At 56.8% G+C, this 15,636-nt stretch carries 7 protein-coding genes; 2 read left to right on the top strand and 5 right to left on the bottom strand.

What is annotated here, in order from left to right; translation table 11 throughout:
* Positions 1-31 precede the first annotated feature (31 nt).
* From BM300_RS08080 to BM300_RS08060, 5 genes are all read right to left on the bottom strand, one after another.
* Positions 32-1,129, bottom strand: coding sequence for a fimbrial protein (locus BM300_RS08080; RefSeq protein ID WP_170862032.1), 1,098 nt, complete (start codon positions 1,127-1,129; stop codon positions 32-34).
* A 61-nt stretch (positions 1,130-1,190) separates the two neighbouring features.
* Positions 1,191-3,698, bottom strand: a complete 2,508-nt coding sequence (locus BM300_RS08075; RefSeq protein WP_092462493.1) for a fimbria/pilus outer membrane usher protein — start codon at positions 3,696-3,698, stop codon at positions 1,191-1,193.
* A 25-nt stretch (positions 3,699-3,723) separates the two neighbouring features.
* Complete coding sequence (locus BM300_RS08070; protein ID WP_072348824.1) at positions 3,724-4,485, bottom strand: fimbrial biogenesis chaperone; 762 nt, start codon at positions 4,483-4,485, stop codon at positions 3,724-3,726.
* A 109-nt stretch (positions 4,486-4,594) separates the two neighbouring features.
* A complete protein-coding gene (locus tag BM300_RS08065) occupies positions 4,595-5,143 on the bottom strand; it encodes a fimbrial protein (protein WP_063320906.1) in 549 nt (182 codons plus the stop codon).
* 251 nt (positions 5,144-5,394) lie between these two features.
* Positions 5,395-10,482, bottom strand: a complete 5,088-nt coding sequence (locus BM300_RS08060) for an RHS repeat-associated core domain-containing protein (protein ID WP_170862031.1) — start codon at positions 10,480-10,482, stop codon at positions 5,395-5,397.
* 429 nt (positions 10,483-10,911) lie between these two features.
* On the opposite strand from BM300_RS08060, the gene BM300_RS08055 reads away from it, so the two are divergent.
* Positions 10,912-13,398 carry a hypothetical protein gene (locus BM300_RS08055; RefSeq protein ID WP_256575807.1) on the top strand — a complete coding sequence of 829 codons (2,487 nt, stop codon included), beginning with the start codon at positions 10,912-10,914 and terminating at the stop codon, positions 13,396-13,398.
* Between the two features lie 283 nt (positions 13,399-13,681).
* Positions 13,682-15,493: a hypothetical protein gene (locus BM300_RS08045; protein ID WP_139232345.1), complete on the top strand. Its 1,812-nt coding sequence runs from the start codon at positions 13,682-13,684 to the stop codon at positions 15,491-15,493.
* Positions 15,494-15,636 lie beyond the last annotated feature (143 nt).

Raw genomic sequence — 15,636 nt, 5'->3', positions numbered from 1 at the left:
GGTATTACCGTTTCAGCGATGCGCCTCGCGCTCATTTGTAGGTCATGGTGAAGTTCAACGCGCCTTTGGCCACACCGGGACCGACGTGAGGCGCTAACTGGTAGAAGCGTGCGTTGAAGTCCAGCACCGTCGTGCCGGATGTAATGGGCACCAGGGGAACCTCCATACCCAGTGCGACAGGGGTCAGGCCGTCGCCCCTGAGTATCTGAACACCTACGCCCGATGCTCCAGAGTCTGCGGTCAGGCTGAAAACGCCGTTGTTTTCATCGACGGGGACGGACCCCAGAACACCATCGAGCTTGATCGTTGCGACGGCGATATTGCCATCTGACGGGTCGGCTTCGCAGGCGCTGAGCGTGATGGTAAAAGGCGCAAGGGTTGTGCCGAAGCCGGGGCCTGTGAACTCGGAGGTGTCCCAGGTCCCTAGTGGCACTGGATTGACGCTTACCGGGTTGCCCGAGATGCCGCAATGAGCCTGAATCACCGTGCCCACGGGGCCTACGCCGAACCCTTTGCCGACGCCGGTAAAGGTCCCGCTGAACAGTTCGCGGCCATCCAGTGGGTTGGGACCGGTCGGAATGGGGCCGGTTTTGATCAGGGTGGTGTAGGTCCGCAGGTTGCGCAGTGTAAAGCGTATGAACGTGGTGATCTGGTCCTGATAGCCATCGAAGGGCACGATCGGGCGATAGGTCGGTCCGCCGATGGGGATGAAGGTGTTGTTGCCGCTGCCATCGAAGGGAAAATCCAGGCGGATCAAGGCGCCCACGCCGGGAACATTGGTGTTGAATACCTTGCCGTTCACATCGAACCCGTCAACCGGCGGCAACTGGCCGGCGAACAGCGGGGCGGTTGGCTGGGCCTGGAAGTTGAGGATGGTGCCGGGGGTATCGACGCTGCAGTCCAGTTGCGAACCACCGCCGCTGGTGAAGGTGTGTTTGTTCAAGGTGCCGATGACACTTCCTACGGCAGCGTCCCGAGGGACATAAAGCGTGCCCAATTGAGGCTGGAAATTCAGGGGGCCACTTCCGGCCTCCCACCAGCAAGTATCGGCGGCGGCGAATGCGGATGAAGTCGGGCTGCCGGTGACCAGCACCAGGGATGTCAGCAGCAGTCGTGTCGATTGTTTCATGGTGTTTCCTGTGGGATCGGGCATGACAATAGGCTGTTTGCCAGTGGCTGGGTGGCGCGTGTCAATGGCATGTCAGCGCCTGAATGCGGTAGCCCTGCACCTGCTCCATCGTCTGCGGATTGACGTCCAGCCGGCATTGAGGGGCGTCGCCCGGTGCCCAGCGCACGTTAAGTTGTTGTGGCTCGGGCCCTACAGAGAGCAATACCTGGCCGGCCTGGCCCACGGTACCCAGAACAGTGCCCTGGGCATCGCTGACCTGAGCCCCGAAAGGCAGGGCCTGGCCGTTAGCCGTCTGCCCGCTGATCAGCAGGCGATTGATGGTACGCGCGGTGAAGGTGGTCTTGACCACGGCCCCGCGGCGTGGGACGACTTGCGCTGTGCCATTGTCGATCTCGATTTCAGGCCCCAAATCATCCGTTTGCAGGGACACCTGGTTCATTCGATAGGGCCGCAGGTAAGGGACCAGCGCGAAGCCTTGGGCGTTGGTTTTCACGCCTGTCGCGTTCTTGACTCCCACACCGGGGATATCCGGTACTTCAACCAAGGCCAGCGTTTCTCCCAGGTACGGGCCGGCTTCAATACCATCGGCATGAAGCAGCAATGCGCCGCTGGCGTTCAGTGAGGTCGTGCGGTAGTGGCTGCTTTGAGTGATCCCGGCGCCGACGCTGCCAGTGGTCCCTTGATAACCTAAAGCCAACTCGGCTGACTGTCGCTGTTGCGAGTCGTGGCTGATGCTGGTTCGATAGTTGAGCCGGTTCTCAAGACTGTTACCACTCAGGCTGGCCCTCTGGCTATGGCGTCCGGCGTTGTTCTGTACGTCGAACGTGGCAGTGCTCGAAGGCATGAAGTCCAGCGGCAATGATACGCTCAACCCCATTTGGCGCTGCTCGCTCATGTTGCGTTTGTCGTTATCTCTGAGCGATTGCAAGGCATAGACGTTATAGGTCACGCCTTTGTGTTGGGTATTGAAGTTGAACTGGAACTGGCGTTGGGTGTTATTCGTTTGCCAGTAATCCTGGTGCGAGAACGTCAGGTTGACGGAGCTGTGTTTCCCGATTTTCTGGTTGATTGCCGCTTCGAGACGGCTGCGTCGGCTGCCGAAAAAACGGACGTCGTGCTCGCGGTCGCGCACAGCTTCGTCGAAATCGCGGTAACCCTCGGTGGAATAGCGATAGCCAGCGAAACGCAGCTGGGTCCCGCTTTGGAATGATTTGCCGTATTTGACCGAGTAACTCTTGCCTTGCACGTCCTGGCTTGCCTGCGTATCGGAGTGACTCAGGTCCAAGGCCAGGGCGCCCAGCGCACCCAAGTCCCGGGAGGCCCCCAATGTGACGGCCCGATAAAAGTCGCTGCCCATCGCGCCGCCATATAACGTCGTGCTCCAGCCGAGCCCCCAGGCCAGCGTACCTTGCCAGAGCAGAGGGTGGTCACCCTCGCTGATGGCGTTGTAATGCCCGACTGTCGTGCTGTAACGCCAGAGACCTTCGCGCAAAAGATTGCTGAGTGTGGCGTAAGGCTGCGTGTAGCGATGAACCTGGCCATCGGCTTCGGTTAATACGATTTCCAGTTCACCGCTGCCGCCCACGGTAGTGAGATCATCGATTTCATAAGCGCCGGGGCTGACATAGGTGGAGTAGATCGGGTAACCGTTTTGCAGGACTTCGAGCTTGGCCCGCGTCTGGGCCACGCCTCGTATGACAGGGGCATACCCCTGAAGGGCATCGGGCAGCATGTCTGGGTCCGAGGCAATGATTGCGCCCTTGATGGGCAGGCTCCTGAACACATCGCCCCGGGTAAAGGTTTCACCCAGGGTCAGATTGGCTTGCAAGCCGGGAAGATCGCGCTGGGCATAGGTATAGGCGCTGCTCCACTCGCGTTGGTTCTGTTCGTTGCGGCGTAACGTCTGGTTGCTGCGCAAACGCCAGGCGCCCAGATTCAGCCCACTGTTGAGGTACAGGTCATCACTCTGGCTGGAGCCGCCTTGTTGATGATTGCTCTGCTGCGCCGACACCTGGTAATTGATAAAGGCCGCGTTGATTCCGTGATCCCAGCGCTCGGGGTCGGCATAACCTGACTGATTCCTGCGCATGGCGATCTGGGGAACCGAGAGTGACAACCACAGCTTGGCGCCTTCGAATTCGATATTGGCCCCGGGGATTACGCTGGCCAGGTCGATGCAGTCGGTGTTCAGCGCTTGGTTGTCGGCCAGGCCGTCGAGACGTACGCCCAACTCTTGAAGCAAATCGGACGATAGGCAGGGCAGCAGGTCGCCCTCGGGGCTGAGGCTGAAGTCGAGCTCACGCAGGCCAAAGGAGCGCCGGTTGATTTGAAGTTCGACCCGATAGCGCCCTGGTCCAAGGTCCTGACTTTGGCCCAGCGCACTGAGTGCCAATGCCCCGGCATCGCGGGTGTATTCCGGATGCTGGCGCAGGAAACCGGATTGGAATTCAACCGTCGCATCGGCCAGTGCGGGTGTGATATCGAGCAGTGCCGTACTGGCACCCAGGGCGACCCAGTGAGCCAGGCGTGCTTCGCCGCCGATACCCGAGCGTTTCAAGAGTCGAGTCATTAAAAGTGTCCGAGAGCGCATGGCGTCACAGTGTTGAAGGGAGCTGCACGGGGGCGGTCAAAGGCGCGCTGAAAGCGCCGTAGTCATTGACTGTGGCGAAAGTGACCTGCAAGCCGGCTGTCGGTTTGATCCGGCCCAAGGCAAATGTCTGGCGTTGCAGCGGTGCCGACATGGCCGGGTTATTCAGTTCTTCGGATTGGCGCTGGTCGCTGACTTCAAGCCGGCTGAATGAGACATGGAAGGGGGTTGGGTTGTAGACCACCAACTGCGCCGAGCCGTTGACCTGCTCAATCGACCACAGCAGATCCTTGAGGCGGGCTTGCGGGTTGTCCTTGATTTGGCTGGGGCGATAGAACAGTTTGATCCGGGTGCGCAGGGCGATATTCAGGGCGTTGGCGTGGCTGGTATCGGCCTGGGGAATTTCCTGGACGTTGAAATAGAACAGCGATTCACGGTCCGTCGGCAAGGTGTTGGGGAGTGCATTGATCTGCACTTGTTGCTCCTTGCCGGGGTTGAGCCGGAACAACGTGGGTGACGGCATGAAGGGGACGGCGGTGGTGGTGTCGTCGGCAGCGGTGTTGACCCAGGTTTGAACGGCAAAAATATTCTCGCTGGGGTTGGCGATGATCAGCGAAACACTGCGTTTGTCACTGTCGAACACCACGCGGGTGCCGCTCAGGCTCAGCGCCGCCTGACTCTGGGCACTCTGGAAAAACAAGATCGACAGTGCCGCGCAGGCACCTAGAATTGACCGCGCGGCCCCAGGCTGCTTGATGAACGTGAACATAGAAAAGTACCGGTGGATCAGGCGCGGGACTGCGCCTGAGGTGCAGTGCGCTTGCGCCATGGGGAATCCGGCTTACAAGCCGGCAACTCATGGCGTGCGCGGGCGGAAATCAGATGATGTTCACAAGGAACATGATGTGCGCCGAGGCAGGTCCCGGCGTTACCGTGGCAGCGGTCGAGCGATAACGGGCATGGAAGAGCATGTCGGTTTCGCCGCCGGCGACCAGGTTGTACGCGACGGAGCTGGTGCCGGGTGCGATGGCGGCGCCTGACTTGTCGCGGATCGCGATGGATACGCCCATCGCATGGCCCGGTGTCGGGGCAACGGCAAAGTAGTCGCCGCTGCTGTCGGCGGCGCCGTTGAAGGTCGTGGTGGCGGTTTGGCCAGGGGCGATCACACAGCCTGAGCCGCCTTTGACGCGCAGGACAAAGTCCTTGCCCAGCAGTTCATCCCCGACCTGGGTGAAGTGACTGGCATCGACACTGCCCATGTAAACGGTATTGCCGATGGTGCCATCGCCTGGGTTGACGACTTCGATGGGGCAGGTACTGGCGGTGATTTCACCTTGGAAGTGGATGGTACCGGTGTTGGCAAGCGCCGCGGTGCCTGCCAGGCTGGTTGCCAGGCCAAGGCACAGGGCGAGGGAAGTTTTTTTCATGGTGGGAATCCAGTGGACGCAGTGCTCGGCATTCAAGGCGTGAGACCGGACGGGGCGCACTGCGATTTGGCCGGTGTCGATAAGGTCTCTCTGGATAAGTTTAAGAAGCGGCGTGGGGGGCGGGATATGAGAGAGTTCTCATTGTGAACGTGGGGCGTCAGGGAGGTGGGACAGAATGTTTCGGGGGGCATGCACCAACCGAGACCGAGGTGTTCTCGGTCAGGTTGGTGTTCAGGTGAGTGAGGGGGGAGTCACGCAATTCTCAAATTTTCATTGATCAACTCGATCAAAAATGTGTTCTTCAGATGTTTCGGTGCTCCGCTGGCCCCCAATATTGTTTCGAATGTTTTTTCACCGTGCATATTTCCCGCGTTAGCAGCGGCGTTAACGCTGGCTCCTTTTCTTTTTGCTGCCACTGCGACGGCGAGCTGGTCCTGCGCAGTTGCAACGGGGCTGTTCTGAGGACCGCCGGTTTTATTGAGTGTTACCCCCTCTTTAATCTGCTCTAATAAAGTTCTTTGCGGGTTGCCAAGCCCATGTGCTTGCGGCTTCGGCGAGGGAGGGGGAGCGGGAGGAGAAGGGGGCGCTGCAGTTTGTCCTGCCGAACTCACCTTGGCTGAATTGCGATAGTAAGACAGGTTACGCCTCAGTACCGCTCTGGGTATTTCCACGGGCACGGGTGTAGGTGGGAGTTCCGCGGCCCCGCTCATGACGAGCGCGTTGGACCACTTAGACGTCTGGTTTGCTAGAGCGCGTCCTATAGTGTAACCACCGACAGCGCCAACCAAGCTAATTCCCATGCCCGCGTAGTCCAATATCTGGCCCACCAGCAAAGCGTCCTCATTATCATCGGGTGTTGCCGCTTTGATCACCGTAGTAACGAACCCCAAACCTACGGCAGTCACTGATGCTACGTTAGCAATCACAGCGGCAGCCAATGCCAGGCCACTCAGACCGCCTGTGGGGACCCAGGTAATGACAGCAAAGATTGCCGCAACGACAGTCACGGCGGCGCTGATAGCGACAGTGACCCAGTTTTTACTTCGTTTGTACGCGCCCGGAACCCGATCCTCATCCGGGTGTTTCATGCGCGAGACCGAACTCACATGGCCAGTCGGGTCCTTGAAGCGAATCGGGTTACCCAGGCAATAGCAGTAGGGGTTGACGCCACCGGCACCGAAAGGGCTGAAGGAGTCCGGGCTGTGAAAGCGCATCAGCACCGGGTTGTAGGCGCGATAACCGTTGCCCAGCAGGTACCAGCCACTGCTACTTTCCCGCACCTCGCCATTGAAGGCCCGAACGCTCAATAACGGTTCTTCGCTGCTGCGCTCGCCGTAGGCGCTATAGATAGCGGCGCGTAACGCGGCACCTTGGCATTCGCCCAGTACACTGCCATTGGCATCGGTGAACAACAGCAGGTTTTTCGACGGATCACCCGGTTGGTGTTGGCCCAGGACCTGGTCTGCGGCGGTGAAGAAGTGGGTCTGTGCGGCGCTCTGGACGGTATAGCTCAGTTCGTCACCCTGGTAGAGGCGCAAGGATTTCGCCTGGGTACCCTCCTGGGAACTGATCAGGCGATCATGCCCATCGTACTGGTATTGCATGACCGGTTGCTGGCTGACGGAGCGCACTTCCAGCAGGCGGCTCTGGCTGTCGTAGCGCAGCAATTGCCCCTGCTCATCGTTACGCATGTTGCCATTATCGTCGTAGTCGAAGGTCTGTTCCTGCGTGGGGCCTCCATCGAGGCTGCGGGTCATCCTGACCAGGCGACAGGGGTCGTCGTCGGCGTAGAAGTATTCGTTGACCTCGCTGGCCCCTCCCGAAAACTGGCTCACTCGTAGGGTGATGTTGTCCAGGTCATCGAAAACGTACATTTGTTGCTCGATGGCGCGACCGGCTTCATCCTTGGGCAAATCCCGGCCCGAGCAGGTATGGACGCTCAAGCGGCCACGGTCGTCGTAGTCGAACGCCTCCAGGAGCAGGCTGTTCAGAAGGCCTGCCTCCTCGACTTGCAGATGACGTGACTTGAGCTGCCCGTCGGGATACCAGACCTGCTCGATGGTCCGTGTCGAATGCCCCGGCAATGTGATCGTCCGCAGGATTTCCTGATCCTGATCGTCATACGTCAACTCGGTGATGAGTGTGGTATTGGCGTCAGTATCAACGCTGGTGGTTTTGCTCAAGCGACTGAGAGCATCGTATTCGAATGTCGCTTCCAGGCCACCCTGAACGCTGCGCGTAACGAGTCCCGCGCTGTCGTATTCGTAGACGTTTTCGACGGTGTTGAGGTGGTTGATATCCAAGCGCTTGCGCAGTTGTCCGCCCGATGTGCTGATGTATTGGGTTTCCCAGGACAATCCCTGCTCATCGACCCATTGCTCACTGCGCACCTGGTTGGTGATGTCGTATTCGTAGTGACGCGAACCTTGCTCGTTCTGCGCCTTGACCAGACGAGCCGAGACCGGGTGGTAGTCAAAGGCGCTCTGTGCATCGGGCGAATGAATGGCGGTGGGCTGATCGGTCAGTTGCAAGTTTTTGTATTCATAGGTGATCACCGCGCCGGCGGCGGTGGTTCTCGTGTTGGGTTGCAACTGATCGTCGATGTAGCCGAGCGTTTCGCTGCGCATGCCGGTCTGGGTTTCGGTCAGGCGTTCCAGGCCGTCGAAGGTCTGGGTGCCGATCAACACGGGGGCGGGTGAACTGCCGGAGGCGGGTTTCACCCACAGTGCCGTGGGCAGTTCCGAGCGGCTATGGGTGGCATACTCGCGTGATACCACACACTGGTCCGGCAAGGTGGTGGTGACCATGCGGGACCAGGGGTCATAGCTGTAAAGCGTCTTGCGTTTGAGTTCGTCGACCTCTTGTGTGCAGTTACCCTGGCCATCGTACTGGTAAGTGCGGGTGGCAAGCACCTGGCCCTGTGCATCGAGGCTGGCTGTCTGCGCCGGTTTGTCCAGCGAGTTGATGCGGGTCTCGCTTTTGCCACTGATCATCGGAGAGTGGCGAGGGCCTTGCCGCCAGCGGGTCTCCACCAGACCGTTCCAGGGAGATGGGTGACCGACGGCGATGCCGATGGGGTTGAATTCGGTGTGGGCCTGCACACCGTCAGGGCCAGTGACACAGGACTGTTCGCCCCAGTCGTCATACTCATAGGTGGTGGTGTAGGCGAAGGAGCGTCCTTCAAAATAATCGTAGCGGGTTTCTTCGATCAGCTCGCCCAAACCGTTGTAACGAGCCTTCCAGGTTTGTTCGACGCGCGTGGGGTTGGTTTCGCTGACATTATCGCGCTCTTCATAAATCTGGCGTCCCAGTCCGTCAATTTGGGTTCGGGTGGTGATTCCACGTGTGTTGACGGCATCTCGCCCACTGAAGTGCCCCACGCCGGCAGAAGGAAAATACCGATAGGTGCGTACAGCCTTGAATTCGCTGCTTCGGGGCGCCGTGGTTTCACGAACCAGCCGTCCTAGTTTGTCGTACTCATAGCTGATTTCCATGTCGCTCGAGTGCAACAACAAGAGCTTTCCGGTCAGTGCCGAAGTTTGCTCGATATTGACTTTCTTGACACCGTCGAAATCGGTACTCAAGGTCGTGGTGAGCTGGATGGCGGGTTCGGGGAAGTCGACGCCGAAGAGTCTTTTGTAATCAGTATCAGTGTAGGTGGTGGCGCCATTGAGGCGTACAGCCTGCCGCGACAATTGACCATGACGTAAAGGGTCGTTCAGGTCAGTCCAGTATTGGTAAGTGGTGCTCTGCAACGCCTCCTCTCGTTCCTCGGGGGTGCCGGCATCATGCACTTGAACCAGAACTTGCTCGTCGAGCGTGACGGGCCTCGCGAGCGGGGTCCTGGCCAGTGGAGGTATTTCGATGTAGCGGTAGTGGGTCCGCAAGGTCGGGGCCGGCTCGTGGTCCGGTGCGGGCGTCACCGTGCTGCTCTTGACTTTGCAGACAAACCCATAAGGGTTATCGGGGAAGTCCTCTTCGCCAGAGGCGCGATAGTAGACGTTGGTGGTGGTGATGCCACTGGCCTCAACGTGGGTCAGTTCATTGCCGGAGCTGTCGTAGGTGTAGGTCTCTGTTTCTGCGCGTTGACGTGTCGGGTTGCTTTTAAGCCGCCAGCGATTGATCACCTGTGTAGGCAACTGATAGGTATTCGGTTGATCCAGCACCGAGCCGTTGCGCAAAGGGTAAACGGTTTCGGTTTCCTGGATGTTGTCACCTTGTGTCGTGGTCTGGAGTATGAGCGAGTGGAAACGGTTGAACGTGCGTTTGACACTGCGCACAGCTTTTCCCGCCAGGTAATGGGTTTCCACGGTGCTGTAGTCGTAAGTACCGCTCTGATAGATCAGCGGGTCCTTGTTGTCGGTGCCCCATTGGATCGGCAAGGTGTTGCCCAGGAAGTTCTTATCATCCGGATAGGTGTATTCGACTTGCACCTTGTCCGGGTTGTCAGGGGCGCCATCGGGATAAATCTCGTGACGGCTGACACGTGGCAGGTAGCGGCCTGACGGGCCGGGGAAGCTGTGTTCGCTGTCATAGACGATCAGTTCACTACCGCCCAACGGGTTTTCCACCTTGGTCACCACGGTGTGCCCATGTTTGATCTCGTAGTCGAATCGCCAGTAACCCCGTTGGCCGGACTCATCGGCAGGCAGGGCAATGGTGCGGGCATATTTCAGCTCGCCCGAGTCGAAAGTCATCGTATAGCGCGCCCGCGCAGGGAGCGCTTCATCGACATTGGGGTAGAGATCCAGATCCAGTTTGCCGGCGTCGCGCCGCACGCTCAACAAGGGGATTCCCGCGTCGTCGTTGACCGATTGCAGCAGCGTGTGTCCGTTGAATGAGGTATAGGCAAGGACCAGCCTGTGGCCCAGGGGGCTATAGATTTCGATCGGAACGGCGACGCGGTCGCTACCCATGCCGCGCTCTCGCAAAATTTCCACGGTGCCGGTCTTGTGCACCAGCATGAACTGTTTCTTATCTTGAAATGGCGTGTATTCGAAGAATCGGAAACTGTCGAGTTTTTTGGTCTCCATCAGCAGTTCCCCATCCACGCCATTGGCGGTCACGGTGTGGCGTTCGCCTGTGCTCGTGGATAAAACCTGCTTGTTCATATCGTATTCGGACAGCTGCACATTCCAGCCGATGCCATAGCCGCTGTCCGTTGTGTTGAGAGCGCTGAAAGCCAATGCCAGCGAAAACCCCGGGCCGCGCAAATCGTTGCCCTTGAGTTCGGGTAAGTCGAGGGATATCCGGTATTGCCCGGTACGTGGGTCAACGCCACTTTGCAGCGACTGCATGAAGTTGAATGCGTTGGAGGGAACGGAAGTATCGGCACTCATGGGGGCACACCTCAATGAGTCATCGAAAGCCATAATGAATGGCGCCTTTTAACGGCAGGGCTACGGCGAGTTGTCGATACGGTAACAGTCTGCAGAGCGCCAGTAACCTAACAGTTCTGATAGTGGTCGGCGCCATCGGTCAGGGGTAAAACGTCTTTATCGCTGCATGAAAACTCAACGAGGGTGGCGAACCGTTGGGGAAGAGTCCCTGCGTCTGTTTTTTATGTGGGCTAGCGCTTATGGCGCCTTGAACGCACTATTTTTTTGATGGAAAGACTGATTGTCGTTGAAGGACACGGTTCGGTAATCGCTTTTTGCTGTTCTGGCGATCAGATGGTTTTGTGACGTTTATCTCGATAGGAGGCGCTCAGTCGTGAGTGTGCGAGACGGCTCGGCTCACCGTTGATTTTGACATTTGAGGGTATGGCAATGGCAACTACCTATACGTTGGCAGAGCTTCTGAGCTGGATGAAGGATCAGGATCGCATGAGCAAATGGGATGCGATTGTGGCCATGGAACGCAACAAAACCAATCTGCTGCTGATTCAAAACTACATTGATAAGTTCAATTTGGGCAGCTATATCCCGTCCATCACCGGAGCCATTGCAACAGGTGGTATTGGTGGCAGTTTTCGGGAATATATTCAAGATTTTGTAATGGATGTACCTCGTTTGTATTTCGAGGATACCGGTCTTGATAATTCGAAGGCCAATCTGCGGATGGCCGTTGTGGCCGGTCATCAAGTCTCCATCGAAAAAGACGTGACGGTGTGGCATGTCACGCGCATCTTGGATTATGACCCGCTGGACGGGCCGAGCTTATTCCTGGACCTGTTATTGCCCGAGGTGTCGGGAGAAATTGCCGACAATGGGAATATCCGCCTGGACCTGAGCAAAAGCGATAACTTTCGCTTGACGTTTGCCGAAACCCAGACCGAACAAGAGCTGGCCGGCAGAGTTTTCAAGGCCTTGTTTAATCGATTGGATGATGAACAGCGTGTCTGGACCTTGGGCACGATTAAGCGGGGCAGCAACCCCATGATGCAACCGCGTTCTTTCGGCTTGCGCACGCAGCGGGGTGGCCAGGAGGGCGAGGGAGCGATGCTTGCCTTCGTGCGCATGGAGGGTAGACATGAGGGAGCCTTTCCTGGTGCGAGCAGTGGTTTTCGTTACTTGATCCCGAATGACGCCGGAAGAGATTACTCTGCCACTGTATTGGTAGGGCGAGGCCGAGTAGTTATTGCTGAGTTGGTTCGATCGCTGGGGGAAATGATTGATCACGATGATTTTGATTATGTTTTTGATGACGATAACAGAGATATTGTCGTGACGGCTAAAGGGGGGGGGATTAAGATTCCGCGTGGGACATTTAATCATCGTTTGGAGATGACCACCCTGTTGGGTCCAATATGGGCGGATCTTGAGGTTGTTCATCCTGAATTTCTTCTGGCGGCCAGTGAACGTCTGAAGGTTGAGCTGCATGGGCAACAGATCAGCGTCCGGTGGCTATGTGCCGGGACTGTTAGAGCTAGCATGAATGTCGTAGCAACTAATTATGAGGGGCTTCAAGAGCTCATAGATATATATCCGAGCAAGAGCTTGTATTACCATTTAACCGTCACGGCGTATTACCAATTGATTGATGATGGCGCCGGTGGTACGTTGAAAAGAATAAGGTATGATGTTGAAAGCAATGTAGATCCTGAGTCGGGTGTTGATATTTTTAAGTTTGGCGATGCCGTTAAGCGTAAGTTGAGTTTGGCAGATCCAGTAGATCCTATAGCGGATTTAGTAGGCAAGCTGTTAATCTTAATGGGGCTGTTAATGGTACAGGCTGCTGAAGTTTTACTTAATTTGTTGGCGACGGATGCGTCGGGGATGATCGCGGGTGCAATCAAAGAGCAGTTCCCTACGGGCCGCGTTGTGTCGGGATTTATTGCGGAAAATCTCGAGCTTAACTACGGCGAAACCATTCAGATGCTCAATTTACAGTCCCCTTATGATGTCGGCCTGTTCGGTCGCATCAATCCCGCTCAAACAACGTTCGCCATCACCACGCCGGAACCCCGCATTGCCGCCGGCACACCGCACTATGCTTTTGAGGTTTTTCCTGAAAGAACCGGCCTGAAATGGACTGTTGGAGACCTGCAGCGTCGTGCTGTCAGCGCAGGTACGATCGATGAAAATACAGGGGTCTACACACCTCCGGCAGCGAGTCAGATCGAGGGGCGTTTCACCCGTGTACGGGTCACCGCAACCGACCCTGTTACCCAGTTCAGCAGTTCTGCCTTGGTGACGGTAGTCCGCTCGCGCTTGACGATCAATCCACTGATTCAGATTTGCGATAAAGACGAGCGTGTACCGTTAAAGCTTGGCTATCTGAAGGACGATGAGGACAGCCCTGCGCCTACGGTGGTCATCAACAATCCGGTTCCGGGGGAGAGCGGTTCTATCGAATCCAATAATGGCGTTTACACCTATGTCTCGAATAAAGAAGTCGTCGAAGGGAAAACCTATGTGATGGATGAGCTCGTGGCGACTTATAAAGGGTATACGGCGTCGGTTTACATGGTGGTTACACAGACAACTCCCGGGATAACCATTCAAGTCCCTGGCAGCTTGAAAGGTTTGACAGAAGTCGCTTTAAGAGCCATAGCCAATAACAGGGATATTACCGAACACGTTGAGTGGAGTATTGACTTCAACGGCCCCGGCTCATGGCACAGCGAAACCCCAGGCGTCTATAAGGTTGACGAAATGGCCCCGCAGGCTTTCGTGTTCATCAGAGCGTCCTGGGACTCGGTGGTTATAGGTGTTCTTGAAGGTCATCTACTGCTAGCGCTGCCCTTGCTCGATATTCCCGATGTGCCGCTGAGTGTTGCCGAGACTGATGGCGAGACAGGCCTGGCTTATTGATCTGTATAACGACTTGCTTGCAACCCATTTATTAAAGCTCCCCATGGGCTCGACGCCTTGGTGCAATGCAATAGCGTTGTAGTCGACATAATCGTCGGTCATGACATTGCCGCGATAGCCATAATGAACGGCGCTTTTTAACGGGAGGGCTACGGCGAGTTGTCGATACGGTAACAGACTGCAGAGCGCCGGTAACCTAACAGTTCTGATAGTGGTCGGCGCGATCGGTCAGGGGTAAAACGTCTTTATCGCTGCATGAAAACTCAACGAGGGTGTCAAACCCATGAATACAAAAGATGCCCCGCCGGCTCCCCACATTCCGCTACTCGGTCGCGATAACGTGATTGATCTGGATGTGTTGGGAACAGACGACTTGTTGACCTATGTGCAGTATCCAGGGCTTGCAATAGGTCATGGGATCGAACCCAACTGGCGAGGGCGCAGCCCGTTGGGCGAAGCGATCGATGAAACCAACTACCAGGATGTCGATGACCGTTTGGAACATGACGAGAATGGTCATCCAAGAATGCCGATAGTGATTGAGAACGCCAAACTCATCGGCCTGAATCAGGGCGAAGTGTTTTACTCCTATCGGCAATCGGATGGCGGACCGCTGGGGGAAGAGTCCCGGCGTCTGTTTTTTTATGTGGGCAAGCGCGTCGGTATCCTGAGCTTGCCTGTGGCGCAGATGAAGGAATCTCACGCATTGTGCGTGGACCCAAGCGCCATCGCCGGCCCCGCGCTCATCTCCACCGCGCCTTATCAGGCGATGGCCGAAGGTGATGAGCTTACTTTCACCTGGGTGGCCCATCGCGCTACCGGAGGGACCCCTACGACCCATACGATACGCCGGACATTGAGCGCCGATGACGTGGGCAAAACCCTGGAGTGGTCTTTGCCCAAGGCACAACTCACATTGATCCAGAACGGTGGTCATGGGGTTATGCAGTACCAGGTGCAGTACGCCGATCCACAGGATCCGCTCACGCCCGAATCAACTTCCGCCGAACAGACCATTACGGCAGTGGACACCCTTGAACCGTTGTTGCCCGAACTGATTGTCGCGGGTGCCGACAGTGGCTCGATTGACCCGGCACGACACCCCGATGGCTTGCCCGTGCAGGTGCCACTGTATGACAGCCGGCAGCCAGGTGACGTGGTGACGGTATATGCGCAAGGCGACACCAACCTGCTCGCTACCGCGCTGCTGGATGTGTCGGCGGTCGAAAGCGGGATTATCACGCTGGTCCTCGAACACCGCTGGTTACAGGAGAACAACGGCAAGGTTGTCGAGCTGCTTTATCACTATGCGCGGGCAGGGGCTTCGTTCAGCTCGCGCCCGTTGACGCTGATGGTTCGGCGCCCCCTTGAGCTGTATGCACCGAATGTGGATAAGGCCAATCTTTACGATGACGACGGGTCGGGCGTGGTCAAGGGGTGGGTGAATGCCGCTGATGTGCTGACCGGGGCCGTCATCGATATCCCGCAGGACTCCGTGATTGGCAACGATGACAAGGTCAGCATGATCTGGGACGGCTTTGGCGATCCGCTGGTGGTGACGACACCCTCGATCGGCAACGACAGGCGATTCAACATTCCCCGTACGGCCGTACCGATGAATGTGGGGAAACATGTTTTGATTCATTACGAGGTTCTGCCGCCAGATGAAGCCGTTCCTCACGCTTCACCGTTTTATGATCTGGAAATAAGAAACTTCGACAGTGGTTGGCCGCGGATCCAGGCGGAAAGGCCGAAACTTAGCGGTGGCTCTATCAAGTTAAGCGAGATCACCGACCCGGTCATGCTCTTTAAATTGGAAAGCTGGTATTTCATCGCAGAAGGGCAACTTCTAAAAATTCAGGCAAGCGGCGTATCGTCAGCGACAGGCCAGGTAGTGACTAATACGATGCGTGACGAAACGCAGCCCCTTACCGACGATGAATACTACGTTGGATATATATTGCCAGCGCTTGATAAGGGCTTTTTAGATTCGCTGGTAATGGCTGAAAAACTTTCTGTCTTGGTTCAGTTGAGTTACGACCAGGGCAGCACTTATAAGAAGGTGGATGAACGGCTGTTTCTTCTGGCGCCCTGAACGCACTATTTTTTTGGATGGAAAGACTGATTGTCGTTGAAGGGCATGGTTCGGTAATCGCTTTTTGCTGTTCTGGCGATCAGATGGTTTTGTGACGTTTATCTCGATAGGAAGCGCTCAGTCGTGAGTGTGCGAGACGGCTC

It is taken from the genome of Pseudomonas sp. NFACC46-3, assembly GCF_900114515.1.
GTDB classification, from domain to species: domain Bacteria; phylum Pseudomonadota; class Gammaproteobacteria; order Pseudomonadales; family Pseudomonadaceae; genus Aquipseudomonas; species Aquipseudomonas fluorescens_Q.
The sequence above is the reverse complement of the archived record's forward strand: the minus strand, read 5'-3'. Positions and strand labels throughout refer to the sequence as shown.

Bases quoted from the DNA above. Each gene is read 5' to 3' on its own strand.
- BM300_RS08070 (WP_072348824.1), bottom strand. From the start codon at position 4,485: ATGTTCACGTTCATCAAGCAGCCTGGGGCCGCGCGGTCAATTCTAGGT.
- BM300_RS08065 (WP_063320906.1), bottom strand. From the start codon at position 5,143: ATGAAAAAAACTTCCCTCGCCCTGTGCCTTGGCCTGGCAACCAGCCTG.
- BM300_RS08080 (WP_170862032.1), bottom strand. From the start codon at position 1,129: ATGAAACAATCGACACGACTGCTGCTGACATCCCTGGTGCTGGTCACC.
- BM300_RS08075 (WP_092462493.1), bottom strand. From the start codon at position 3,698: ATGACTCGACTCTTGAAACGCTCGGGTATCGGCGGCGAAGCACGCCTG.
- BM300_RS08055 (WP_256575807.1), top strand. From the start codon at position 10,912: ATGGCAACTACCTATACGTTGGCAGAGCTTCTGAGCTGGATGAAGGAT.
- BM300_RS08045 (WP_139232345.1), top strand. From the start codon at position 13,682: ATGAATACAAAAGATGCCCCGCCGGCTCCCCACATTCCGCTACTCGGT.
- BM300_RS08060 (WP_170862031.1), bottom strand. From the start codon at position 10,482: ATGAGTGCCGATACTTCCGTTCCCTCCAACGCATTCAACTTCATGCAG.